Origin of the sequence: Corallococcus terminator (assembly GCF_003611635.1) — a bacterium.
GTDB classification, from domain to species: Bacteria; Myxococcota; Myxococcia; order Myxococcales; family Myxococcaceae; genus Corallococcus; species Corallococcus terminator.
On the sequence record NZ_RAVZ01000046.1, the window covers coordinates 15,247 to 38,786 of the forward strand.

A 23,540-nucleotide genomic window follows, 5' to 3' on the forward strand; every position below is an offset into this window, starting at 1 on the left:
GCCGCTCAGGTGGACGTGGACCAGGAGGGCCCCTTGGCCGTGAACGCCTCGGCCCTGGGCGCGGGCGCCTGCGCTTCCAGGACGGCAGGGGCCACCTGCTGGGCGGTGCCAGCGGAAGAGGACGCGGACGCGCTGCCATGCCGCGCCACCACCTCGCGCACGACGAGCATCGCCGAGTCCAGGCCCGGCAGGCGCCGCTCGCCCGCGGGACGGCAGTCGAAGGTCGCCGCGAGCCGGGCGGCCAGTGACTCACTCACCAGCACCTGGTCGCGCGCGGCCACGGTGGCCAGCCGCGCGGCGGTGTTCACCACGTCGCCCAGCACCGTGTGGTCCAACCGGCCGCGTCCCGTGGCGCCCACGTTGCCGGACACCACCGGGCCGGTGTCCACGCCCATGCAGACGCCGTGCGCGTACGGAGACGTGTCGCCCCCACTCCACGCGAGCGCCTGGAGCCGCTGCTTCACCGCGAGACAGGCATCCAGCGCGCGCGCCACGTGCGCTTCGCCCTGGAAGACGGCCATCACGGCGTCGCCCAGGAACTTGTCCACGACGCCCCCGCGCGTCTCCAGCTCCGGGAGGATGACCTCGAAGTTGGCGTTGAGCCGGCGCAGCGCGGCTTCCGGCGGGTGCTGGCGGGTGACGGCGGTAAAGCCCGCCACGTCGAGGAAGGCCACGGTGGCGTCCACCTGTTCGCCCGCGAGCGCGCCGGGGCCGCGCACCAGCGGCAGCACGCGCTCCACGATGCCGCCGTGGACGAACATGCGCAGAAGCGCGTTCTCCTCCGTGGAGCGCACCGCGCGGCGCAGCTCCGCCACGTGGCGCACCGTCTTCGCCAGCGTGGACTCCAGGTCGTCCAGGTCCACCGGCTTCACGAGGAAGTCGAACGCGCCCCGGTTCATCGCCGTGCGCAGGTTGGGCATGTCGCCGTATGCGGAGACGATGACCACCTTCACCAGCGGATCCACTTCGCCCACGCGCGACAGGAAGGTGAGCCCGTCCATGCGCGGCATGTTGATGTCGCACAGCACCGCGTGCGTGTCCGGATGCGCTCGCAGCACCTCCAGCGCCTCTTCACCATCGCGCGCGAAGACGAAGGTGTAGACGCCGTCGCGCACGTGCTTGCGGAAGCGCTGGCGCATCAGCACCTCCACGTCCGGCTCGTCGTCCACCACCAGCACCTTCGCGGGCTGCGCGGCCCGGCCCGCCTCCACCAGCGCGACGAAGCCCGCGGCCAGCTCGCGCGCGGACGTGAAGCGCTGCTCCGGCTTCGGGTGCAGCGCGCGCTGGAAGAAGGCGTCCCCGGCCGCGCCCAGCTCCGGCACGAGCTGTGAGACGGCCACGGTGGGCGGGTGGAAGACGCCGCGCAAGAGGCCGCCCACGGATTCCGGGCCATAGGGGAACTGGCCGGTGAGGGCGCGGTAGAGCACCACCGCGAAGGACCAGAGGTCCGCCCGCGCATCCAGGTCCGGATCCGCGCGCAGTTGCTCCGGGCTCATGTAGCGCAGCGTGCCGATGAGCCCTTCGGCCTGCGCGGACGCGGCTTCTTCGGAGCGGAGGAGCGAGCGCGCGAGCCCGAAGTCGAGCACCTTCACCACCTCCTCCCCGTCCACGTGGGCGAGGAAGAGGTTGGCGGGCTTGAGGTCGCGGTGCACGAGCCCCGCCGCGTGCGCCGCCGCCAACGCGCGGGACACCGGGGTGACGAGCGCGGACACGGCGGCCAGGGACAGGCGTCCGCGCTGGGTGAGGCGCGTCTCCAGGTCCTCGCCCTCCAGCAGTTCCATGACGATGTACGGCACGCCGCCGTCCACGCCGGAGTCATGCACCTGCACCACGTGCGGGTGGCGCAGCCGGGCCACGGCCTGCGCTTCCTGTTCGAAGAGGCGGTGGGCTTCCGGCGTGCGGGCCACGACCTCCGAGGCGATGAGCTTGAGGGCCACGTGCCGCTGAAGTTGCAGGTCGACGGCCAGCCAGATGGCGCCCATGCCACCGCCGCCAATCCTGCGCTCCAGCGCGTACCTGCCGCCCAGCGGGCGTCCGGTGTCCATCGGCCCTGTGTCTCCGTCCCGGGAGCGCCCGACCGCCGCCCCTCGCGAAGCCGGGAATGATGGCACACCTGATGGGGCGGGGCGTGCCCATTGCGCCACGGGCGCCTCCTGGCTGCACGCCCGGTGTGGGAGGAAGGGACGCCCGGCGTCAGGCGCGGGTCAGCGACTCCACGAGTCGGGGCAGCACGTCGCCTGCCCGCGCCTCCACGCGCACATCCGCGAGGCTGTCGCCGCGGCTCTCGCCGATGTTGAGGATGCCGATGGGCATGTGGCGTTCGGCGGCGCGGGTGACGAAGCGGAAGCCGGAGTAGACGGTGAGGGACGAGCCCACCACCAGCAGCGCGTCCCCCTCTTCCAGGAGCGCGAACGCGTCGTGCACCAGCGGCGCCGCGACGTTGTCCCCGAAGAACACCACGTCCGGCTTCAGCGTCCCGCCACAGCGGGTGCACGCGGGGACGCGGAAGTCCGCCACGGCCTCCTGCGACAGCTCCGCGTCACCATCCGGCCGCAGTTCCACGACGGTGTGCGCGAAGTCCGGGTTGAGGCCCAGCATCCGCGCCTGCACCGACGCGCGGGGCTCCTGCGCCTGGCAGGCCAGACAGCGCACCCGAGACAGCGCGCCGTGCAGTTCGAGCACGCGCTCACTGCCCGCCGCGTGGTGCAGGCCGTCCACGTTCTGGGTGATGAGGCCCGGCGTCACACCCGCCTTCTCCAGCGCCGCCAGCGCGAAGTGGGCGTCGTTGGGCCGGGCGGAGGTGAAGCGCGGCCAGCCCAGCAGGCTGCGGGCCCAGTAGCGCGCGCGGACCTCGGGGCGCTGCAGGAACTCGCGGTGCTGGATGGGGTTGCGCACCTTGTGGCGCGTCTCCGGGCCCCGGTAGTCGGGGATGCCGGACTCGGTGCTGCAACCGGCACCGGTGAGGACCACGACGCGGCGGCCCCGCAGGAGCGAGGCCAGGGCTTCCAGGCCGGCTTCGGGCGGAAGGCCGGCGACGGGCGGGTCGGCGAGGAGCGTCATGCGCCCCAGCCTATAACGCGGGCCCCTCACGCCCGCCCGTCGTCCCCTCCGCCGTCCGACGAGGGAGGGGGCGGCCTGGGGATGCCGCCGGGCGCCGGGCGGTCAGCGCTCCACCGTCTTCGCGGAAGGGTCCGCATCCTGGGGCGGGGCCATGGCCTTCTTGAGGGCCTGCCGCGCGGGCGGTGGCAGTCGGGCGATCCACCGGTCCATCGCCTGACGCAGCTCCGGGACGGAGGACTCCTCGTCGGGCAACGCGGCGACCTCCTGGCGGGCCTCGGCCGCGAGCCTCAACGCCCGGGGGTGCTCCTGGTTCGCCTCCCACAGCGCGCGGGCCAGCATGTACCGCGCGGCGGGGCGCTCCGCGGGACGGGGCCGAGCGCGCTCCCAGCCCGTGACGGCCTTCTCCAGCGGGGCCAGCGCCTCGCGCGGCCGGCCGAGCACCATGTACGTCCGCCCCAGGTCCACCAGCGCCCCCGTCCAGCCGCCGTTCACGTCGTCCGGGAGCGAGGTCTGGAGCGTGGCCGCGCGCAGGAAGTACGGCAGCGCCGCATCCGGCTGGCTGCGGTAGCTCAGCGTCTGGCCCATGCCCCGGAGCACCAGCGCCAGCGTGGGATGATCCGCGCCCAGGCTGCGCTCCAACTGCGTGAGCGCCGTGGCGAAGCGCTGCGTGGCCTCCTCCAGCCGCCCCATGTGCACCAGCAACGTGCCGATGTTGTTGACGATGATGGCCACCGTGGAGCTGTCGCGTCCCTCGGCCTTCTCGGCGATGAGCAGCGCGCGCTCGTACAGGGGCAGCGCCTCCTCGCGCTTGCCCTGGTACTGCAACGCCAGCGCCAGGCTGTTGAGCGCGTCCGCCACCTGCGGATGGTCCTGTCCCAGCGAACGCTCCAACAGCGCCAGCGCGCCCCGGGCCAGCCGCTCCGACTGCACGAAGTCGCCCTGCTGCCAGCGCACGCTGGCCTGCTCCAGGCGGATGCGCGCCACGTCCGGATGGTCGGGCCCCAGCGCGCCGCGCACGGTGCCAATCGCGCGCTCGTACAGGGACAGGGCCTCCTCCGCGCGCCCCTGCGAGCGGCGCACCGTGCCCAGCTCCACGCGCACGTCCGCGACCTCCAGCGCCTCCGCTCCGAAGCGCTTCTCCAGGAAGGACAGCGCGCGCGTGAGCTGCTCGTGGGCCTCCGGATAGCGGCCCTGGCGCGACAACAGCCGGCCCAGGTTCGCCGAAAGCGCCCCGCTCAATTCCCCACTGCCGCCCAGCCGCTCCACCGCGGCGCTGGCGCGCTCTCCGGCCTGCTGCCCCTGCGCGTAGCGATCCAACCGTTCGCCCGTCACGCGCACCGCCAGGGTCCACGCCCTCGCGGCGGCCTCGTCGTTGCGGCCGGCCTCCGCGGCCCACGCGGCCTGGAGCACCGTCTGCTCCGCGCCCCGGTAGTCCCCGGCCCCGTCCTTCAGCTCCGCGAGCAGCAACAGCGCGTCCGCGGCGCCAGACCAGTCCCCGGCGGTGCGAGCGGCCTGGGCCACCGGTTCCACCCGCGCCACGCCCTGCGAATAGCGGCCGGCGGCGCGAAGGGCCCTCGCGTCCACGAGCGCCTGGAGCATCGCGACGGTGCGCTCGCGCGCGGCGGCGTCGTCCGGCGTGGAGTGGCCCCGGGACGTCAGCGCCTCCACATCCGAACAGCCCGCAAGCGGTGACAGGCCCTCCACAGCCCGGGGCGCACGCTCCACGAGGTCCGGATCCGCCTGGGTGAACAACTGCGTGAGCGCGGCCACGTCCGCCAGCCGTGCATCCAGACAGCGCATGCGCAGCGCCATCACCGCTTCGCTCTGCTCCCCCCGCACGCGGGTGGCTTCACATGCCGCCGTGCGCGTCGTCACCCACGCGGCGGTGTAGGAATCCAGCCCGCGACGCACATGGCGCAGGGCATCCTGCGCGAAGCGACGCTCGGTGCCGATGAAGGCCGCCTCCACCGCCTGCTGGCGCGGCGCGTCCCAGACGCCATCCAGCGCCCGTGACGCCCCCTCGCAGCCCGTGGTGCCGCGCCGGTGCAGCACGCCCGTGACGGCCACCGCCGACAGCAGCAGCAACACCCCGCCGCCCAGGCGCAGCCGCCGCGTCCGGCGCGCGGTGGGGTTGGACTCCAGCTCCGCGATGAGCGCCTCCATCGACGCGTGCCGGTCCTCGGGCCGCACCGACAGGCCCTTGAGCAGCACCCGGCGCAGCCACTGCGGCACGCCCGAGTGCCGGGGCACGTTCTTCACGCGTCCCGCGTGCACCGCCTGGGACAGCTCCTCCACCGTCGAGCCCGCGAAGGGGCGCTCGCCATAGAGGCCCTCGTAGAGCGCGGCGCAGAAGCCGAACTGGTCGCTGCGCGCGTCGGTGCGCTCCTCCGGTGGGAACTGCTCCGGGGCCATGTACGCGGGCGTCCCTCCCTCCATGGCGCGGGGACGCGCGAAGCCTCCGGGCGTCACCGTCGGGGCCACCACGCCGGACATGATCCGCGACAGGCCGAAGTCCGTGACGCGCACGCGCTTGTCCTGCCCGACGAGGATGTTCTCCGGCTTCACGTCCCCGTGCACGACGCCCACCGCGTGCGCCGCGGCGAGTCCCCGGCCCGCGGCGACGAAGATGTCCACCACCTGGCGCCACGGGTGCGGGCCGTCCTGCTCCCACTTTCGCAGCGTGTGCGCGTCCACCAGCTCCATGGCCAGGAAGACCTGCCGGCCGAAGGTGCCCACGTCGAAGACGGAGACGACGTGCGGATGGGACACGCGAGCCATGGCCTGCGCCTCGCGCAGCACCTGGTTGCGGCCGGCCTCCGCGCCCAGCCCCAGCGCCTCCACCTGCAAGAGCTTGAGCGCGACCCTCCGGTCCAGCTCCGGGTCATAGGCCGCGTACACGACGCTCATCCCGCCCACGCCCAGCATCTCCAGGATGAGGTAGCGCCCCACCGCAGTGCCCCGCGCGAGCGGCGGCGTGGGCAGGCGCATGCGCGGCTTCTTTCCCCGCCACGGCTCCACGGCCAGGGTCACCAGCTCGCTGCCAGGTGCGTCCTCCTCCGGCGCGGGGAGCGGCGTGGCGGGAGGCTGCACCTTCAGCGCCTCGGACACCATGCGACGGCAGGAGGGACACGTGTCCAGGTGCTCGTCCACGCCGGCGGCCCGCTCGGACGACAACGTCCCGAGCAGGAGGTCCATGAACGTGGGTTCGTCGAGACAGGCGAGGGGCATGGATGGCACGGGGGTGGCGACAGCACACCAGGAGTCACGGGCTGCGTCGAGTCACCCCCAGGACTGTTTCCCACGTTCACGGGTTGCCTGCTCGCCAGGGGGGACGTCGGTTCGCGAACGCACGCACCAACGCAGGTTGAGCCTTCGGGACCTTTCTGGAAGCGTCCGGGCATGCGGCGCCTTCGACGTCTCGGATGGGCCGGGCTGCTTTCCCTCGCGCTGCACGCGGTCGTGCTGCTGCTGTTGTGGAAGGTGAGCCCCGCGCCGTCGTTGCGCGCCTCGCGGGGGCGCGAACGGGCCATCGAGGTGGAGATCCTCACCCCGCCGCCCGTCTCCGTCGCGAAGCCCACCCCGCCGGATTCCAACACCTCGCCAGCACGCCCGCAGACCCAGGAGCCGCTGTCACCGCCGACACCACACCCTCGGCCTCCTGCTGGCACAGCGACCCGGGAGCCTCCGGCCCGTAGGCCAGCGTCACCTCCACCCGAGGTGGCGAACCGCGAGCCCGCTTCACCTCCTCCCGAGGTGGCGAACCGCGAACCGCCTCCGTCCGGTGTGCCCTCGACGGAGGCCCCTCCTCCCGACATCGCGGTGCGGGCGCCGTCCCTCGAATCCGACCGTCCTGCGGCGGACGTGCCTCGCGCTCCGGGCACCCTGCCCCTGAACCTGCTGCCGCCTCCGGGCTCCAGCGGCGGGGTGATCATCACGACGCCGGAGAACTCCCGGGGTGGAGGCCGCACGCTGCGGCCCGGCGACCCGAGCCTCGCCCCCGACGCCCTCGCCGCCGAGGAGAAGGCGCGCGTGTCCGAACGGGTGCAGGGCATCATCGACGACCGCCGGGCCCGCGACCGCGTGGACACCGGCCGCATCCACCCGTACTTCAGCAAGCTGCGCGCGAAGCTGGAGCGGCAGATGCACGCGGCGCCGCTCTTCGACATGCCCAGCCTGCCCAAGCAGTTGCTGCATTCGTGGGCAGACAAGGCCCATCGGTTCGGCGCCTCGGGCTCGCCCGGTGCCGGGCCCCCGACGCGTGCGCCCCCCAAGCCGGGCGAACTGCTCGCGCAGCGCGCCCGGAACAACCCCGAGTTCGACCGCCTGCGGGGCCAGTCCCAGGCCGGCGAGGAGCTCCAGTCCTTCGCCAACGGCGTCAGCTCCCTGAAGCTGGTCGTCACGCTGGAACTCATCCAGGGGCCGGACGGCACGCTGCGAGAGGTGAAGCTCGTGAGCCGCAGCGGCAACCGCGCCTACGACGACTACGTGCTCCAGTCCGTGCCCTCCGCGCTGGCGAAGACGCCTCCGCCGCCGCCCGATGCCCTGGGCGTGAACGCCGACGGCATCCGCACCCTGTGGGCCGTGGAAGGCCGCGTCGTCTACGTGCGCAAGGCCAGCGAGATGAAGGGCTCGGACTCCGCGTACCTCGCCGCCGCGGCCGCGGTGGGCCTGCTCGCCGGAGGCTTCGAGGAGACCACCGGCGAGGTCTACGTCATCGACGTGCGCAACCCGCACTTCGAATGCCGCTCCCGTCTGCTGCGCGTCTACTGAAACAAGCCAGGCCTCAGGGCGTGAACGCCGAGGGCCACCGCACGCCGCCGCCCAACGGAAGCAGCGCCTCCGCCACGTCGAGCAGCGCCCCGTCCGCCCAGCGCCGCCCCACCAACTGCGCGCCCACCGGAAGCCCCGACGAAGTACGCCCCAGGGGAATCACCACCACGGGGCTCCCCGTGGCGTTGAACAGGCTGGTGAACCCACCCAGCACCTCCAGGTAGCGGCCCGGGACGCCGTCCACGTCCACGGCCTGTCCGAAGGGCGTGTGCACGATGGCGGCGGTCATCGACACCGGCACCATCCACGCATCCCAGCCGGACAGGAACTGCTCCAACGTGGCGATGTGCCCGTCGCGACGGCTCAGCGTCGCCCCCATCCCGGCCAGGTCCAGGTGCGTGCCCTTCACGATGGCCTTCGCCAGCAGGTCGTCCGGGTAGGGCAGGAACTGGCCCCGGAAGGCCTCGCGCGCCTCCGCGGGCATCGGTGCGCCCACCAGCCCCCCCTCCATCAGCCCCCACACCTCCAGCAGATCCGCGAAGTCCTGCGACGGGGGCGCGGTCTCTTCCACGACGACGCCTTCCGCGCGGGCGGCGGCGGTGAAGCGCTGGAAGAGTTCGCGCGTCTCGCGGTCGGCGCGAAACGGCCCCAGCATGTCCCCCCACGCCAGCCGCAGGCCCTTCAAGGCCCGGGGCTTCGCGGCCCCCAGCGGCGCGACGGGCGGCACCTCCGGGTTGCGAAGGTCCGCGCCTTCGATGAGGGACAGCACGAGCCGCAGGTCCGCCACCGAGCGCGCCAGCGGACCGGAGCACGCCATGTTGCGCACGTGGCGCGGACCGTTGGGCATGTCCGGGATGTGGCCCGCGCTGGAGACGCGGGTCTCCGTGGGCTTGATGCTGACGATGCCGCAGAAGTGCGCCGGCAGCCGCACGGAGCCGCCAATGTCGCTGCCCACTTCGAACGGGGTGAAACCCGCCGCGACCGACGCCGAGGCCCCACCGCTGGAGCCGCCCGGCGTGCGCTCCAGCGCGTGCGGGTTGTTGGCCTGGCCCAGCAGCGGCCCCCGCGTCTGGAAGTCCGCCGCGAAAGGCGGCAGGTTCGTCTTGCCAAAGAGGATGCCGCCCGCGGCCTTGAGCCGGGCCACCACGGTGGCGTCCTCGGTGGGCACGTACTCCGCCAGCAGCGGATGGCCCGCCGTCGTGCGCAGGCCCTCGGTGCTGAAGGTGTCCTTCACCGTGAAGGGCACGCCGTGCAGCGGCCCCCACAGCTCTCCTCTCGCGAGCGCGGCGTCCGCCTCCCGGGCGCGCTGCCGGGCCCGCGCCTCGTCCCACGTCACCACCGCGTTGAGCGCGGGGTTGTGCTGGCGGGCCCGGGACAGGAAGGCGTCCAGGACCTCCACCGCGCTGACGCGGCGCTCGCGAAGGGCGGCGGCCAGCTCCGTGGTCGTGAGGGACACGAGCGCTCGCGCGCCATTGGCAACCACGGGCTCTTCCAGCGTGACGGATGACTTCATGCTCGGACCCACCCCCGGAGTCGGTGACGGCGTCGGCACCGATGAATCAATACTTGTATCAGCTCCCCGGACTACCTGGCAGGCAGGGCCGGGGTCACGACGTAGGCGGTCGCTTTCGCATCCACCTTCACGCGAGGGGGCCGCCGCTGTTCTTCAAAGAGCCGGTAGCCGGGCTCCAGGCCCCGCCAGAAGGCCCGTCGCGCGTCGGTGACACCCGGCAGCGCGTCCAGCGCCGCGAGCCCCGCCGCGTCCAGCCGGCGCGGGAAGATGTGCACCGGGACATCCCGTCCCATGCGGGCCCGGGCCTCCGTCACCAGCACATACAAGGCCTCGATGGGCCCATCCTCGATGGCCAGGCAGCCGATGCTCACACAGTTGCCGTGGATGTAGATGTCGCCCCCGGGCTTCGCGGTGCCCAGCTTCCGGTCGAGCGCGTTCGGATAGCTCACGCGCATCGACAGGTGGAAGGCGCTCCAGGGGTTGAAGAGGTCCACCGTGTAGAAGCCCTCCGGGACCTGTTCGTCGCCCTGGGCGCGCTTGGGGCCCACGTCGCCGGACGCCGCGCAGATGGGGAACGTGCGCACCTTCACCAGCGGCTTGCCCCGGGGGCCCGCCCAGACCTCCAGCTCGCGCTCGACCTTGAAGGCCCGCAGGTAGAGCTCTTCCGGCGGCCAGGACAGCCCCGCGTCCCGGAACGACTGGACCAGCGCGGCCGTCTGATGCTTCCGGGCCCCCGCGACGCGGTCTTCCGCGTGCGCGCACAGCGAGGCCAACAGGACACCCCACAACGCCAGGACCTTCATGGGCGGACGTCTCCTTCCCGAGGGCTTCTTGGACCCCGGCCGGCGTCAAGCCGGTCCCGGGGCAGGGGCGGAAGGCGAACAGGATACAGGCAGGAGTCCACCCCTGGCCCCCTGCTTCCCAAGCTGCTAGCAAGCGGTACGTGGGTTTCCTGGACGGCGTTCAGCGTAACGGCGATGGAAATCAGGGCCTGCCCGGTGTTCTCATCTCCATCGTGCATCATGGCGAGCAGGGGCCGCCGGTGTGCGCTACGACTGAAACTCCCCGCCCCGTGCCGTTCCGGCCTTTTGCCTAAGAATGAATGACTCCCTCGAGACCCTCCTCGCCGACGGCATCATTGACGCCGTCATCGGCCAGCTGAAGACGGGCAAGGAGGCAGAGGTGTGGCTTGTCCAGCACGCCGGCCAGGTGGTCGCCGCGAAGCTGTACAAGGAGCGCCACGAGCGCAACTTCCGCAACAACTCCGGCTACAAGGAAGGCCGCGAGGTGCGCAACTCACGCACCCGCCGCGCCATGGAGAAGGGCAGCCGCTTCGGGCAGGCCGCCGCGGAAGAGGCGTGGAAGAACGCCGAGGCGGACTCGCTGTACAAGCTGCACGCGCAGGGCGTCCGCGTCCCCACACCCGTGCTGTTCTACGAAGGCATCCTCCTGATGGAGCTGGTGCTGGACGAGCAGGGCCAGCCGGCCCCCCGCCTGGTCGAAGCGCCGCCCCTCACCCCCGAGGACGCCGAGGCCTGCTACCTGGACCTGCGGGGTCAGGTGATTCGCACCTTGTGCGCGGATCTCATCCATGGAGACCTGTCGCCCTACAACATCCTGATGAGTGGGATGGGGCCGACGCTCATCGACTTTCCGCAGACGGTGGCGGCGGCGCGCAACAGTCAGGCGGAGTTCTACTTCCGCCGCGACCTGGACAACGTGCGGGAGTTCCTCACGGGCATTTCGCCCCGGCTGGGGAGCCGTGCGGGCGACACGGGCGAAATCTGGAACGCGTACGTGCGCCGCGACCTGACGCCGGAGTACGTGCCGTCGGGCAGCTTCAAGGAGGCTCCGCGCCGCAACGGGGCGCAGGGCCGGCCGGGTCCCCGGGCGGAGCGCTTCGGGCAGGAGGGGCGCGGTGACTTCCGCGCGGCTCCGGCACCCGTGGCCGCGCCGGTGGAGCTTGAAGAGGGCGTGAGCGCGGAGGAGGCGGAGCTGCGCGCGCTGGAAGCGCTGGTGTTGCGGCAGGGAGGCGGCGAGCGCGGACGGCCCGTCGTCACGTCGAGCCCGCGCGATGGGCGTCGGCGCGGAGGATTCGGTGGCAAGCCGCCTCCGCGCACGGGCAATGCGCCCCGGCCCGGTGGGAACGCGGGGTCGCAGCAGGGCGCCGCGGCTCGGCCTCAGCAGGGCGGTGGCAACAACCGGCCCGGCGGGAACGCCGGACGGCCGCAGCAGCAGGGCGGCCCGCGCGGTGGCGCTCCGGTGGTCCAGGCCCAGGGTGCACCGGCCGCGGCGGGCGATGCGAGGGCGAATGGCAGGCCGCAGCAGCAGGGCGGCGGGCCGCGCAATGGCAACCCGCGAGGCGCGCCGAACGAGCCGCGCCGTGATGGGCGTCCGCCCCGGCAGCAGAATGGCGAGCCGCGCATGAATGGCGCCCCGTCACAGCCGCAGCATGGGGATGCGCGAACGAACGGCCCGTCGCAGCACGGCGAGCCGCGCTCGAACGGCCGCCAGCAGCATGGCGAAGCACGTGCGAACGGCTCCCAGCAGAACGGTGAGTCGCGCTCGAACGGCGTCCAGCAGAACGTCGAAGCACGCATGAATGGCCGCCAGCAGCAGAACGGCGAGCCGCGCATGAACGGCCGACCTCCGCAGCAGAACGGCGAGGCGCGCACGAACGGACGCCAGCAGCAGGGCGAAGCACGCGCGAACGGCGCTCAGCAGAACGGCGAGTCGCGCTCGAACGGCTTCCAGCAAAACGGCGAGCCGCGCTCGAACGGACGCCAGCAGCAGGGTGAAGCGCGTACGAACGGCTCCCAGCAGCAGGGTGAAGCGCGTACGAACGGCTCCCAGCAGAACGGCGAAGCGCGTGCGAACGGCGCTCAGCAGAGCGGCGAGCCGCGCATGAACGGCCGACAGCAGCACGGTGAATCTCGCGCGAACAGCTCTCAGCAGAGCGGCGAGCCGCGCATGAACGGCCGACAGCAGCACGGTGAATCTCGCGCGAACAGCTCTCAGCAGAACGGCGAGCCGCGCATGAACGGCCGGCAGCAGCACGGTGAATCGCGCGCGAACAGTCCTCAGCAGAGCGGCGAGCCGCGCATGAATGGAACACCGGCTCGGGCGCGGGACGAAGCGCGCATGAACAGCCGGGCCCAGGGCGACGGTGGCATCCAGACGGAGGGACCGCCTCCGCAGCAGGGAGAAGCGCGCACTAACGGCCGGTCCCAGCGGAATGGCGACGCGCGGAGTGAAGGCCAACCTTCCCAGCACGGCGAGCCGCGCATGAACGGGCGGCCTCCGCAGCAGAACGGCGAACCCCGCGCGAACGGGCGTCCTCCCCGGGGCCAGCGTCCGCCGAACACCGGGGCCGACAACGCGTCCTTCACGCCACCGCCGAACGCTGTCGCTGGCGCGGAGAACCGGGCCCAGAACCCGGACAACCGTCGGCAGCGTTCCCGCAACGGCGAACCCTCCGCGATGAACGGGGAGCCCCGCCAGGAAGCCGCGCAGCCCCCGAACGACCGGGGCCCCGAAGCCAACGCTCGGGAAGCACGTGGCAACCCGCCCCGGGCGCCGCGTCAGCCCCAGGAGCGCGGCGCGGGACGTCCCGCACGAGGAGCCTCCCCCCAGGTCAGCTACGTGGGCCGTTCGCCCGCGTCCGCTTCGTCCAACCGGGGTCCCGAGACCGGCTCGTCGTCCTCATCCTGAAGGACGGCTCGGGCGACCCACGCCCGAGCCACGCTGCCAGCACCACAGGAAGGCCCGCGCGGACCGCCAGCGTCCGCGCCCTCCCCTACTCCGCCCGCGTCACGGGCTCCCGCGCCAGCTCCTCGCGGAAGAAGCGGCTGCCCTTCGCGAGCGTCGCCATGTACGGCCGCACATCCTCACGGGCTTCCGCGCTCAGCGCCGCGAACGGCGTCACGTGCGCGTCCGGCACGTAGCGGAACGTCAGGTTGATGCGCCGCGTGCGGAAGTCCGGCAGCTCCGGCGGCATCACGTGCCCGGCGCGCGTGTCCACCCGCTGCACCCGGTGGAACGTCTGCTCCTTCCACTGAGCGCCCCCGAAGAGCTGCAGCGACCCATCATCCAGCCACTGCTCCAGCACCACTCCGTCGCGCTCACCCGGCCGCGACGACGTGACGAACTGGATGAGCGCGCGCTCGCCCAGCGACAGCGACGCCACCGGGCCTGGTTCGAAGTCCTTGTGCTCGCCCACGCGCGCCACGTCCACCCAGCGCCCGTCCTCCAACCGGCTGCCGTAGAAGTTCACCAGGCAGGTGTTGAGGTGCCAGCCCTGCGGCATGTCCGGGCCCCGGAACATCCGCCGCGCCAGCGCCTCCACTTTCACAATCTGGCGCTCCAGCACCGCCGGGAACGGCTCCGCCTTCACGCAGCGATCCTTCACACCCTTCGGAGGCCGGTAGTAGTCCAGGCACGCGAACTGCCAGTTGCCCAACCAGTACACCGGCCGCAACAGCCGCCGCTGCACCTGCCCCTCCGGCGGGGGGAAGTGCTTCGAATAGCGCTCCTCCCACAGGGGGTGCAGCGTGCCCAGCCACGCGAGGATCTCCGCGCGGTCCGCCGCGGACAGGAAGCTCGCGTTGTAGTGGTGGCCCGGGGTGCGCTGGGCCGCCTTGCGCGCCAGCGGCGAGCTGGGCCCCCTGCGGGGAGTGAAGGTCATGGACGCGTCCCTACGCCTCGGAGACGGCGACGTCGAGCGCCACCTCGATCATCTCATCGAACGTCGTCTGCCGGTCCTCCGGCGACAGGTGCTCGCCCGTGAGGATGTGGTCCGACACCGTGAGCAGGCCCAGCGCCCGAGCGCCGAACTGCGCCGCCACGCCATAGAGGCCGGCGATCTCCATCTCCACCGCCAGGATGCCCATCCGCGCCAGCGTGGCGTTGAGCTGCTCCTGCGGGTGGTAGAACAAATCGGAGGTGAACACCGAACCCACGCGCACGGGCTTGTTGCGCTTCTCCGCCGCCTCCACCGCGCGCCGGGTCAGCGTGAAGTCCGCCACCGCCGGGAAGTCGTGGCCCATCGCGCGCATGCGGTTCACGTTGGAGTCGGTGCCCGCGGCCAGCGCCACGATGACGTCGCGCAGCTTCACGTCCGTGCGCAGCGCCCCACAGCTCCCCACGCGGATGAGCACGCGCGCGCCGTACGTCTGCACCAGCTCCGTTGCGTAGATGGAGATGGAAGGCACGCCCATGCCGTGCCCCATCACCGACAGCCGCTTGCCCCGGAAGGTGCCGGTGAAGCCCAGCATGTTGCGCACTGACGTGACGGCGCGGGCGCCCTCCAGGAAACGCTCGGAGATGTAGCGGGCGCGCAGCGGGTCCCCCGGCATGAGGACCACTTCGGCGAAGTCACCCGGGGAGGCGGAGATGTGCGGAGTTGCCATGGAACGTGAAGCCTTTCAGCGCGCGGTCGACAGACCGGACGGAGCGCCCGTCGGCCCCGCCACGGGGGTGGGTGCCGGCGCGGCGGGAGTACAGGGGTTGGGCAGCTTGCCTGAAGCTTCGGGCGTCGTGGTCACCAAAGCGGGGGCCTGCGTCTGCGGGGGCAACCGGCGCGGCGGAAGCTGCACGGGCGGTGGAATCGGGCAGTGCGTGCAGGGCCCCTTGAGCGGAATCACCAGCCGCCGGCCAAGGCTCAGGAACGTGTTGCGCATCCGGTTGGCCTTCTTGATGGCCACCACGCTGGAGTTGTGCCGCATCGCGATGCCGCCCAGCGTGTCCCCGTTGCGCACCTTGTACATCATGAGGTTCTGGTCCGGCTGGAGCGCCAGCAGCGGCGCCACCCGGCGTCCCAGCTCCTGCGCGCGAGCGTTGAAGAAGCGCACGTGGAAGTGGTCGCGGTGCCGGCGCGCGTGCCTGATGACGGAGTTGAAGCCCGCGTTGAAGAGCGAGTCGAGCCACGCCTTGTCCTCGCCAATCCCCACCGCGTAGTCATACAGGACCTTCATGACGCGCTTGTCCACGAGGATCATCTGCACGTCGGTGTTCATCACCAGCGAGCGAACCAGCGCCCAGTTCATGGCCACGTTGATGTAGCGCTCGCGCTCCCGCTCCCGCACCGGCTCCGCCGTCGGATAGTAGAAGCCCAGGTCCACGTCGCGGCCGTTCTGGTGGCTCTTGTGCGGGCGCAGGTAGCCGCCGTCCTTGGTGGACAGCCGGTTGACGCGCAGGGGCGGCACGTCCGGGTACTGCGCGCGCACGGCGCGGATGGCGGTCATCACGTAGTTGACCGTCTCCTCCGTGCCCCAGGCGATCTCCGGCGACACCACCATCCAGTCCTTGTCGTCCGGGACGCGGTGGCTGTTGAGCTGCCGGCCGCTCTCCACGAAGCCAATGGACATGGAGCCCAGCGTCGCCGGGTCCTTCTTCCACGCCTCGGTCAGCGCCTCGTCCGACAGGTCGGCGGTGTACAGGGGCCCCGCGGGCGCGGCGGGCGCGAGCGGCGCCTGCAACTCGCCCTCCTCGCTCACGCCTTCATCCTCGGTGGCCGAGGACACATCGTCGTCCTCCTCGTCGGCTTCCGTCCCCGTGGGGCAAGGGTTGTCGCGCATCGCGGCATCGGTGACGACGGCGGCGACCTCCGCCAGGGACGGCATCGCGACGGGCGCGGCGGACACGCTCGCGGGAGCCACGACCTGGGCTTCCCCCGGGGCCGGAGCCGGGGCACCGGCCGGAGCGGGCGTCGATGCCGCCGGCGTCCCCGCGGCGGGCGGCGCCGATTCTCCGGGCGGCGCGGCCTGGCTCGGGGCCGGGGCCGGAGCGGACACCGGAACGGGGGTGATGACACGCGCGGCACAGCCGGCGCAGAACAGGAGGATCAGGAGTGAGGAACGCACCGGGGCGAAGGATGGCCCGAGAAAGCCCACACCACCAAACGCCGACCGCGATTTTGACTCCGCGTGCGCCCCCCTGCCTGCCTGCTTCAATCCCTTCCGTCGCGCGAAGCCGGCGAAACCTCCGCCCCCAGCAGCAGCGACGCACGCCTGGGCGTCAGCACGTCGAACGGCAGCCGACGTCCGCCGCCCATCGACAGCACCCGCTTGTCCTTGCTCACCAACCACGAGGCCCCGACGCGCGCGGCCAGCACGAGGAACTTCTGATCATCCCTGTCGCGGCATGGGGGCAGCTCCACCGCGCCCTCCCCGTCCGACACCCGCGTGAGCGCGCCGTACCGTTCCCGCACCGCCTGCTGCGCCTCCGCCGTCAGCGCGAACGAGCGGTACGCGAGCACCAGCTCCAGCTCCCGCGACGTGTGCCGGTCCACCCACGCCGTCAGCGCGCCCGCGAGCAGGGCCTCCTTCAACGGCCGCGCGAACGCGTCGTCATAGACGAACAGATCCAGCACCACGTTGGTGTCCAGCACCACCGAACGAACGTCAGGCACAGCGGAAGGAGCGCTCACGGATGAAGAACTTTCCGCCAGCAGCGCCGCCAATTCAACACGCTCGCCGACCAGTCAATCACAATACACGGGGCGTCCATGGTCGAAACCTGGAATAGTGGACAAAGATGTTTCTCGTGGTGCCCCTTCCCCTCCGCCGGTTCGCGCCGGTGAAAGGTCTGTCCATGACCGTCTTCCCCCGTTCGCTGTGTCTGACGTTGTTGAGCGCCGCCGCCCTGCTGGGAGGCTGTGGTGGCCAGGAGTTGCCCGAGCCCGAGGCAGAGGGCGTCGTCGTTCCCCCCGTCCAGACGGAGATCGCCACCGACGGGGTGACCGCGAGCGCCGCGTACTGCGATGACGTGACGACGTGGGATCCGGCGTGGGTGACGCTGGAGAACCAGGTGCTCACGCTCATCAACCAGCGCCGCGCGGCGGGAGCCACCTGTGGTGGCGTGGCGAAGCCGGCGGTGGCCGCGCTCACGCTCGACACGAAGCTGCGCTGTGCGTCGCGCAAGCACTCCAAGGACATGGGCACCAACAACTTCTTCAGCCACACGGGCACTGGCGGCACCACGCCGTGGCAGCGCATGGCGTCCGCCGGCTACACCTACCGGACGGCCGCGGAGAACATCGCCGCGGGCTACGGCACCGCGGCGGCGGTGGTGGACGGCTGGATGACCAGCACCGGCCACTGCAACAACATCATGAACGGCGCGCTCAAGCAGGTGGGCATCGGCTACTTCAACGGGCCGTCCAGCACCTACCGCAGCTACTGGACGCAGGACTTCGGCACGCCGTAGCCGCAAGCCTCCAGACCGCCGTCCCGCGCTCAGGGGCGGCGGTTGCCCAGGGCGCCGTCGAGCGTGAAGCGCGCGGCGCTCGCGTGGTGCAGGAGCCACGCGTACACGAAGGCATAGAAGAGCTGGAGGCCCGCGATCTCCCACTTCTGTTGCACACCCGTGCCGAAGGTGAGGGCCGCCATCGTCAGACCGCCCACCACCAGCGCGGCGCGAAGGCGCAGGCCCAGCAGCACCGCCAGCCCGGTGAGCAGCTCCACGAACGGCAGCACGAATCCAAAGCCGCGCACGCTCCACGCGGGCAGCCACGTCTGGGAGAAGCCCGTCACCAGACCTTCCGCGAAGGCCGCCGGGTTGCCCACGCGGGTGAGGCCGTGCACGGCGATGTTCACGCCCAGCACGCACCGCAGCACCAGGTGACCGAGCGACGCGTCGGACAGGCCGTACAGGCCCGACCGGGCCTCCGGATTCCGTGAAGGGTCTTCCTTCATACGCACCGCCTCCAGGGCTGCCAGCCGTTCCTGAAACGCCTGGGCGGAAGACTATGCTTCGCGGCCCATGAACTCCCCGTTCGCCTCGTCATTCCCCGCTTTGCGGTCCGGCTTCAGCTATCTGGACAACGCCGCCGGGGCGCAGGTGCCCTCGCACTGCATCGACGCAATCACCCGGTTGCTCACCACGGGAAGCTGCAACGTGGGCCAGCCCTACGCCGCGTCGAAGGAGGCCACCACGCTCAAGGCCCGCGCACGGGCGGAGACGGCGGAGTTCCTCCACTGTCAGCCCGAGGAGGTGATGCTCGGACCCAGCGCCACCGCGTTCACCTTCCAGGTGGGCCGGGCCCTGTCGCGCCTCTTCAAGGCTGGGGACGAGGTCGTCATCTCCGAATTGGAACACGAATCCAACGCGGCCCCGTGGCGGGCCCTGGAAGCGCAGGGCGTGAAGGTGAAGACCTGGCGTGCGCGCTGGCCCGAAGGGCGGCTGGAGGCCTCGGACCTGCGGGCGCTCGTCACCCCGCGCACGCGGCTGGTCGCGGTGACGGCGGCGGCCAACTCCGTGGGGTCAACGCCCGATGTGGTCGCCGCGGCGGAGGTGGCGCACGGCGTGGGCGCGTGGGTGTTCGTGGACGCGGTGCATTCCAGTCCGCACCACCTGCCGGACGTGAAGGCCTGGGGCGCGGACTTCGTGGTGTTCTCTCCGTACAAGGTCTTCGGTCCGCACCTGGGCTGTCTGTATGTGCGGCGGGAGCTGCTCGCGGGGCTGCCGGCGGACAAGCTGTGGTTCATCCCGGACGACAGTCCGCAGAAGTTCGAACCGGGCACCGCCAACCACGAAGGGTGGGCCGGATGGCTGGGTTCATTGCGCTACCTTCGCGAGGAGCTGGGCGGAGGACAGCCGGGACGCGAAGGACTGGTGCGCGCCTTCCAGCGCATCGAGGAACTGGAGCGTCCGCTGCTGGAGGCCACGCTGGAGCGCTTGTCGAAACATCCGCGCGTGACGCTCTACGGCCCCAAGGAGCCCACGGGGCGCGTGGCCACCTTCTGTTTCAACGTGCCCGGCGTTCCTCCGCGAGCGGTGGCGGAACACCTGGCCGGACAGGACGTGGGCGTGGCGGCGGGGCACTACTACGCCACGCTCGCGGCGGAGGCGCTGGGCCTCATGCCTGACGGCGCCGTGCGCGCTTCGCTGCTGCACTACAACACGCAGGCGGACGTGGACCGGCTGATGGCCGGATTGGATTCGCTGCCCTGATGCCGGAAACGCTCACCCATCGCAGCCTGCCGCTGGACGTGGACTTCGATGAGGAGGGCGTCGTGCTGCGCCCCTGGTTCCTCCAACCCATTCCCATCGCGTGGAAGGAATTGGAGTTCATCTGCCTGACGCCCACGATGGAGCGGTACCCCGATGGCTGGCGCGAAAAGACATACGCTGTCAGCTACCTGCCGAAGGGCTTCCGCTCCACCTTCGCCACGGCGGGCCACCTCTGGGTCGAGCTGGTCGTGAGGGACCGGCGCCCCCTCCTGGCCCGGACCGAAGGACGCTGGACCCGGGCGTGGCTCACGACCCGGCTGCACCCCATGCTGGATGCCTCGGATCAACGGAAGCCGGACCAGTCCCTGCTTGGGCTGGACTTCTACAAGCACCGGTTGAACGCACCGCTGGATGACCTGCTGGACCTGATGGCCCGCCACTGCCGGTTCGACCTGGTCGTCCACCTTTGAGGCCTGGGCCTATTTCGCCTGCGTGCCATCCACATACTGCGCCTGGAAGTCGGCCGAAGGCGGGATGGGCTTGATGATGTCGATGAGGACGCCGTTCGGATCCGCCGTGATGAAGTGACGCTGCCCGAAGTCCTCGTCGCGCAGCTCCAGCAGGATGGGCAGGCCCGCCGCCTTCGCCCGGGCGTATTCGGCATCCGGATCCTCCACCTCGAAGTTCAGGAGCACGCCCGACGCCTGCCGCCCCCGGGCCACTTCCGGCACCGTGGCGTGGCGCCCGTCGAGGATCGCCAGGTTCACCCGCGCGTCCTCCGCCGACTGGAGGTGGACGTACCAATCCGCCTCGAAGAGCGCGCGGAAGCCGAAGTGCGTGACGTAGAAGGCGGCGGTCCTGGCGACCTCGTTCGTCATCAGAACCGGGTAGTAACTGGTCGATTTCATTCAGCTTTCCTTTCGCGCCCAAGAAACATACAGTCTGTACGCAGAAACTAACCTCCAGGCTGCGTGCATGCAAGACGGCAAACGCCGCACCAACAAGGAACGGTCGGAGACGACGCGCGCGGCGCTGCTCGAAGCCGCGCGGCGGCTCTTCATCGAGCACTCCTACGCGGGGACGGGGACGCCCGAACTGGTCGCGGCGGCCGAGGTCACGAGGGGCGCGCTGTACCACCACTTCGCGGACAAACAGGCGCTCTTCCGGGCGGTGGTCGAAGCGGAATCCCGCACCGTCGCGGAGGAGATCGAACGCGCCGCGCCGGAGGACCTCCCGCCCCTCGACGCGTTGATCCAGGGCGGTGAGGCCTTCCTGGCGGCGATGGCGGTTCCCGGTCGGACGCGCCTGCTGCTCATCGACGCGCCGGCCGTGCTCGGGCGCCGGGAGCTGGATGCCATCGACGCATTGCACGGCGGACGGACGCTGCGCGAGGGCCTGGACGCAGCCATGCGCATGAACGCCCTGCGCGCCCTGCCGCTCGATGCCACGGCCCAGCTCCTGGGTGCGGCCTATGACCGGGCGGCGCTTGCCATTGAAGGCGGCGCGGATCCAGCGGCGTGGCGCGTCGTGCTCAAGGCCCTCATCGACGGGCTCGCCGCAGCGCCGGCCTGAGCGCGACAGGAATGTATCGCTGACACATGGAACAACCGGAGTCCCGCCAGACTCCGGGGTCTGACCGGCCCTGCGTTGATCTTTCAATCGCGCCACATGCAGTCTCGTGGCGGACACACCCCGAACGGCCGGCACCGCGGGCGCTGGAGGCTCGACCGACCGGGCCTTCGGAGGCCGGGCCTCACAAGCGGGCGCTGTCGAGCCCGCGGGCGGCGGCGGCAACGCCGGCCTGGTCATCCTGACCTACGACGGCGCCTGCGCGCAGTAGCAGCCCCTCACACTTCAACAGGCAGGGGAAGACGCTTCGCGGTCAGCGTCGCCCCCGCTGAAGCCACGCTCACCAGCGCGACCGCCAGCCATTGCAGCGGCGTGAGCTGTTCGCGCAGGAACACCCACCCCGCCACCGTGGCCACGCCGGGCTCCAGGCTCATCAGGATGCCGAAGGTGCGGCTGGACAGCTTGCCCAGGGCCATCATCTCCAGGGTGTACGGCAGGGCGCTGGACAACAGCGCCACGCCCACGCTCGCCGCGAACAGGGCCGGCGTCAGCCGCTCCAGGTGGCCGAGCACCAGCGAAAACGGCAGCACCACCAGCGTCGCGACCACCATGCCCGCCGCCACCCCCTGCCCTTCCGGCACGAGCTTCGACAGCCGGCCGCCCACCAGGATGTACACGGCCCAGCACGCGCCCGCCGCCAACGCCAGCACCACGCCCAGCGGATCCAACCCACCGGGCCGCGCGGTCCAGGGTGTGATCAGCACGATGCCCGTCGCCGCGAAGAGCACCCACAGGAAGTCCAGCGCCTTGCGTGACCCCACCACCGCGAGCGCGAACGGCCCCACGAACTCCAGCGTCACCGCGAGCCCCAGCGGGATGCGCGCGATGGACAGGTAGTACGTCAGGTTCATCACGCCCAACGCCAGACCGTAGGGAATGATGGCCGCCCACTGCGCCCGGGTGTAGCGCGTCAGGGGCGGCCGGAAGAACGCCAGCAACATCACCGACGCCAGCACCAGCCGCAGTCCCGCCGCCCCTGTCGCGCCCACCGCCGGGAAAAGGCCCTTCGCCAGCGCCGCGCCGCCCTGCACGCTCACCACGGCGATGAGGACCGCGGGAATCGGGGACAGCGGCGAGGCACGGCGTCCGGCGGCTTCAGTCATGGCGGCGGACTCTAGCCACCGCGCCTCAGGGATTCACGGGCTCCCGCCACGGACCGGCCTGGAGGAGCGCCCGGCGGGCCATGAAGCGGGAGAAGTTCCACTCGGGAACCGTGTCCCGCTGGGACAGGTGGTCCAGGTGCCGGCTCAACAGGAGCGCCCCATCGTCCTTCGACACGACGGAGAGCGCCGGAATCAGCGCGGGCACCGCGTCCGCGGACAGTTGGGACAGCATCTCCACGTCCAGCGAGCCGGTGCGAGCATGGCGCTCCAGGTTGTGGCGCGCGATGAAGGCCTCCGGGTTGAGGACATTGAGGGCCACCACCGCGCCCAGCGCCGTGACGAGCGCCCCCACCGCGAAGCGCTCCGTGCGCCACCACAGCGTCACCGCGCGCCAGGCCAGCGCCGCCCCCAGCGCCATCATGAAGACGTGCGTGTAGACGCGCAGCAGCGTGTAGCCGAAGGCGTCCTCATAGAGCGACAGGCGCTGCATCGCCGACGCGAGGATGACCAGCGTGAGCACCACCATCAGCGACGCGCCCGTACGGAACACGGTCTGCGCCACGGGTGACTCGCGCCGCGTCCAGCGCGTCAGGGCCATCACCAGCGCGAGCGTCAGGAGCGACACGACCACCAGTTCGAAGAAGCCGTGCCGCGCGTACTCCGCGAAGGAGTAGCCGGGCGCGGGCGACGACGCATCCCCGATGAACAGGTACGCCACCTGGAAGGACGCGAAGACGAAGAACAGCGCATCCACCGCGAGGATGAGCATCATCGCTTCGATGAGGCCCAGACGCGGCGTGGCGGGCTCCGCCTCCGTGTCGCCCCGCTCCTTGGAGGCACGGCGGCGCAGCGCATGGCCCAGCACCCCGGCCGCCACGCACGCGCTGAAGGCCATGCCGATGCCCCGCCTCACCACGACGTCCAGCCCCAGGTCGAAGGACAGCCACCGGTCCATCGTGGAGGAGAAGACCCCGTCCGCCGAGTCCAGCAGCACGCCAAACACCAGCAGCACCGGCAGCGTCAGCAGCAGGCCGCGCCCCAGGGACAACAGGCGGGGCGCATGGGCGCGCAGGCCGCGCGCATCCACGCCCTGCTTCACCAGCGCCGGCGGATAGCGCAGGGCCTGGAACGCGGCGCCCAGCATGACGGCGGGATAGGCGGTGAGCCCCAGCCGCTCCACCCGGCCCGCGGCCCAGAAGTGCGCGAGCAACGTCAGGAGCACGCCCGCGGTGAGGACGTTGAGCGACAGGAGCCACGCGCTGTCACGCACCGCCACGAAGCCGGTGACGAGGGCCAGCGGAACCAGCAGCCACGCATTGGGCCGCGCGCGCTGCCAGCCTTCACGTCCCCCCAGCCACGCGAGCGTTCCCACCAGGGCCGCCACCAGCACCGGGAAGCCCAGGCCCCAGCGCTCGCGGTCCAGCAGGACTTCCGCGAGCAGTCCCAGCGCCAGGGACGCGGACAGCATCCGGCGCGGGTCGCGAACCCAGGGCATCCGCGACGGGGCCGGGGCC

Annotated in this window: 20 protein-coding genes; 7 read left to right on the forward strand and 13 right to left on the reverse strand. The window is 71.6% G+C overall.

Going from position 1 to position 23,540, the window contains the following annotated elements; translation table 11 throughout:
* Positions 1–5 precede the first annotated feature (5 nt).
* From D7V88_RS09600 to D7V88_RS09610, 3 genes are all read right to left on the reverse strand, one after another.
* On the reverse strand, positions 6–2,045 hold the full coding sequence (locus D7V88_RS09600) for a protein kinase domain-containing protein (RefSeq protein ID WP_120540320.1): 2,040 nt from the start codon (positions 2,043–2,045) through the stop codon (positions 6–8).
* A gap of 148 nt (positions 2,046–2,193) precedes the next feature.
* On the reverse strand, positions 2,194–3,060 hold the full coding sequence (locus D7V88_RS09605; protein WP_120540321.1) for an NAD-dependent protein deacetylase: 867 nt from the start codon (positions 3,058–3,060) through the stop codon (positions 2,194–2,196).
* A gap of 102 nt (positions 3,061–3,162) precedes the next feature.
* Positions 3,163–6,255, reverse strand: coding sequence for a tetratricopeptide repeat protein (locus D7V88_RS09610; RefSeq protein ID WP_244238072.1), 3,093 nt, complete (start codon positions 6,253–6,255; stop codon positions 3,163–3,165).
* 204 nt (positions 6,256–6,459) lie between these two features.
* Between D7V88_RS09610 and D7V88_RS44320 the strand changes: the two genes are divergently transcribed.
* Entirely contained in the window at positions 6,460–7,830 is a 1,371-nt protein-coding gene (locus tag D7V88_RS44320; protein ID WP_244238073.1) for a TonB C-terminal domain-containing protein, read from the forward strand.
* 13 nt (positions 7,831–7,843) lie between these two features.
* Here the strand turns inward: D7V88_RS44320 and D7V88_RS09620 are convergent, their stop codons facing one another.
* Positions 7,844–9,343 (reverse strand): amidase, encoded by a 1,500-nt coding sequence (locus D7V88_RS09620; protein ID WP_120540323.1) that lies wholly within the window; start codon positions 9,341–9,343, stop codon positions 7,844–7,846.
* Positions 9,344–9,414: 71 nt separating this feature from the next.
* Positions 9,415–10,146 (reverse strand): L,D-transpeptidase family protein, encoded by a 732-nt coding sequence (locus D7V88_RS09625; RefSeq protein ID WP_120540324.1) that lies wholly within the window; start codon positions 10,144–10,146, stop codon positions 9,415–9,417.
* A 295-nt stretch (positions 10,147–10,441) separates the two neighbouring features.
* Here D7V88_RS09625 and D7V88_RS45105 point away from each other — a divergent pair, with 295 nt between their 5' ends.
* A complete protein-coding gene (locus tag D7V88_RS45105; protein ID WP_120540325.1) occupies positions 10,442–13,054 on the forward strand; it encodes an RIO1 family regulatory kinase/ATPase domain-containing protein in 2,613 nt (870 codons plus the stop codon).
* Between the two features lie 85 nt (positions 13,055–13,139).
* On the opposite strand, the gene D7V88_RS09635 is transcribed toward D7V88_RS45105, so the two are convergent.
* The 4 genes from D7V88_RS09635 to D7V88_RS09650 form a co-directional block, all read right to left on the reverse strand.
* Positions 13,140–14,027 carry an alpha-ketoglutarate-dependent dioxygenase AlkB gene (locus D7V88_RS09635; protein ID WP_120540326.1) on the reverse strand — a complete coding sequence of 296 codons (888 nt, stop codon included), beginning with the start codon at positions 14,025–14,027 and terminating at the stop codon, positions 13,140–13,142.
* Positions 14,028–14,037: 10 nt separating this feature from the next.
* Positions 14,038–14,751: a purine-nucleoside phosphorylase gene (deoD, locus tag D7V88_RS09640; protein ID WP_120540327.1), complete on the reverse strand. Its 714-nt coding sequence runs from the start codon at positions 14,749–14,751 to the stop codon at positions 14,038–14,040.
* 15 nt (positions 14,752–14,766) lie between these two features.
* Positions 14,767–15,999 carry a LysM peptidoglycan-binding domain-containing protein gene (locus tag D7V88_RS09645; RefSeq protein ID WP_244238074.1) on the reverse strand — a complete coding sequence of 411 codons (1,233 nt, stop codon included), beginning with the start codon at positions 15,997–15,999 and terminating at the stop codon, positions 14,767–14,769.
* A 290-nt stretch (positions 16,000–16,289) separates the two neighbouring features.
* Positions 16,290–16,751: a putative toxin-antitoxin system toxin component, PIN family gene (locus tag D7V88_RS09650; RefSeq protein ID WP_244238075.1), complete on the reverse strand. Its 462-nt coding sequence runs from the start codon at positions 16,749–16,751 to the stop codon at positions 16,290–16,292.
* 182 nt (positions 16,752–16,933) lie between these two features.
* Here D7V88_RS09650 and D7V88_RS09655 point away from each other — a divergent pair, with 182 nt between their 5' ends.
* Complete coding sequence (locus D7V88_RS09655) at positions 16,934–17,548, forward strand: CAP domain-containing protein (protein ID WP_120540337.1); 615 nt, start codon at positions 16,934–16,936, stop codon at positions 17,546–17,548.
* 29 nt (positions 17,549–17,577) lie between these two features.
* Here D7V88_RS09655 and D7V88_RS09660 read toward each other — a convergent pair whose 3' ends face one another.
* Entirely contained in the window at positions 17,578–18,036 is a 459-nt protein-coding gene (locus D7V88_RS09660; RefSeq protein WP_244238076.1) for a MauE/DoxX family redox-associated membrane protein, read from the reverse strand.
* Positions 18,037–18,103: 67 nt separating this feature from the next.
* Here D7V88_RS09660 and D7V88_RS09665 point away from each other — a divergent pair, with 67 nt between their 5' ends.
* Complete coding sequence (locus D7V88_RS09665) at positions 18,104–19,294, forward strand: cysteine desulfurase-like protein (protein ID WP_120540329.1); 1,191 nt, start codon at positions 18,104–18,106, stop codon at positions 19,292–19,294.
* Positions 19,294–19,764, forward strand: coding sequence for a hypothetical protein (locus D7V88_RS09670; RefSeq protein WP_120540330.1), 471 nt, complete (start codon positions 19,294–19,296; stop codon positions 19,762–19,764). Before D7V88_RS09665 ends, D7V88_RS09670 begins: the two co-directional genes overlap by 1 nt.
* Before the next feature lie 9 nt (positions 19,765–19,773).
* Here the strand turns inward: D7V88_RS09670 and D7V88_RS09675 are convergent, their stop codons facing one another.
* Complete coding sequence (locus D7V88_RS09675) at positions 19,774–20,202, reverse strand: VOC family protein (protein ID WP_120540331.1); 429 nt, start codon at positions 20,200–20,202, stop codon at positions 19,774–19,776.
* Between the two features lie 67 nt (positions 20,203–20,269).
* Here D7V88_RS09675 and D7V88_RS09680 point away from each other — a divergent pair, with 67 nt between their 5' ends.
* Both D7V88_RS09680 and D7V88_RS42975 read left to right on the forward strand, forming a co-directional pair.
* Positions 20,270–20,866, forward strand: a complete 597-nt coding sequence (locus D7V88_RS09680; RefSeq protein WP_120540332.1) for a TetR/AcrR family transcriptional regulator — start codon at positions 20,270–20,272, stop codon at positions 20,864–20,866.
* A 106-nt stretch (positions 20,867–20,972) separates the two neighbouring features.
* Positions 20,973–21,134 carry a hypothetical protein gene (locus tag D7V88_RS42975; RefSeq protein WP_158625048.1) on the forward strand — a complete coding sequence of 54 codons (162 nt, stop codon included), beginning with the start codon at positions 20,973–20,975 and terminating at the stop codon, positions 21,132–21,134.
* A 7-nt stretch (positions 21,135–21,141) separates the two neighbouring features.
* Here D7V88_RS42975 and D7V88_RS09685 read toward each other — a convergent pair whose 3' ends face one another.
* Together D7V88_RS09685 and D7V88_RS09690 are read right to left on the reverse strand one after the other, a co-directional pair.
* Positions 21,142–22,026 carry an EamA family transporter gene (locus D7V88_RS09685; protein ID WP_120540333.1) on the reverse strand — a complete coding sequence of 295 codons (885 nt, stop codon included), beginning with the start codon at positions 22,024–22,026 and terminating at the stop codon, positions 21,142–21,144.
* A 25-nt stretch (positions 22,027–22,051) separates the two neighbouring features.
* Positions 22,052–23,540: DUF4153 domain-containing protein (locus D7V88_RS09690; protein ID WP_147448673.1), on the reverse strand; the 1,489-nt coding region annotated here is incomplete at its 5' end.

Bases quoted from the DNA above. Each gene is read 5' to 3' on its own strand.
- D7V88_RS09665 (WP_120540329.1), top strand. From the start codon at position 18,104: ATGAACTCCCCGTTCGCCTCGTCATTCCCCGCTTTGCGGTCCGGCTTC.
- D7V88_RS09675 (WP_120540331.1), bottom strand. From the start codon at position 20,202: ATGAAATCGACCAGTTACTACCCGGTTCTGATGACGAACGAGGTCGCC.
- D7V88_RS45105 (WP_120540325.1), top strand. From the start codon at position 10,442: ATGAATGACTCCCTCGAGACCCTCCTCGCCGACGGCATCATTGACGCC.
- D7V88_RS09635 (WP_120540326.1), bottom strand. From the start codon at position 14,027: ATGACCTTCACTCCCCGCAGGGGGCCCAGCTCGCCGCTGGCGCGCAAG.
- D7V88_RS09605 (WP_120540321.1), bottom strand. From the start codon at position 3,060: ATGACGCTCCTCGCCGACCCGCCCGTCGCCGGCCTTCCGCCCGAAGCC.
- D7V88_RS09670 (WP_120540330.1), top strand. From the start codon at position 19,294: ATGCCGGAAACGCTCACCCATCGCAGCCTGCCGCTGGACGTGGACTTC.
- deoD (WP_120540327.1), bottom strand. From the start codon at position 14,751: ATGGCAACTCCGCACATCTCCGCCTCCCCGGGTGACTTCGCCGAAGTG.
- D7V88_RS09620 (WP_120540323.1), bottom strand. From the start codon at position 9,343: ATGAAGTCATCCGTCACGCTGGAAGAGCCCGTGGTTGCCAATGGCGCG.
- D7V88_RS09660 (WP_244238076.1), bottom strand. From the start codon at position 18,036: ATGAAGGAAGACCCTTCACGGAATCCGGAGGCCCGGTCGGGCCTGTAC.
- D7V88_RS09685 (WP_120540333.1), bottom strand. From the start codon at position 22,026: ATGACTGAAGCCGCCGGACGCCGTGCCTCGCCGCTGTCCCCGATTCCC.
- D7V88_RS09680 (WP_120540332.1), top strand. From the start codon at position 20,270: ATGCAAGACGGCAAACGCCGCACCAACAAGGAACGGTCGGAGACGACG.
- D7V88_RS44320 (WP_244238073.1), top strand. From the start codon at position 6,460: ATGCGGCGCCTTCGACGTCTCGGATGGGCCGGGCTGCTTTCCCTCGCG.
- D7V88_RS09625 (WP_120540324.1), bottom strand. From the start codon at position 10,146: ATGAAGGTCCTGGCGTTGTGGGGTGTCCTGTTGGCCTCGCTGTGCGCG.
- D7V88_RS09655 (WP_120540337.1), top strand. From the start codon at position 16,934: ATGACCGTCTTCCCCCGTTCGCTGTGTCTGACGTTGTTGAGCGCCGCC.
- D7V88_RS09600 (WP_120540320.1), bottom strand. From the start codon at position 2,045: ATGGACACCGGACGCCCGCTGGGCGGCAGGTACGCGCTGGAGCGCAGG.
- D7V88_RS09610 (WP_244238072.1), bottom strand. From the start codon at position 6,255: ATGGACCTCCTGCTCGGGACGTTGTCGTCCGAGCGGGCCGCCGGCGTG.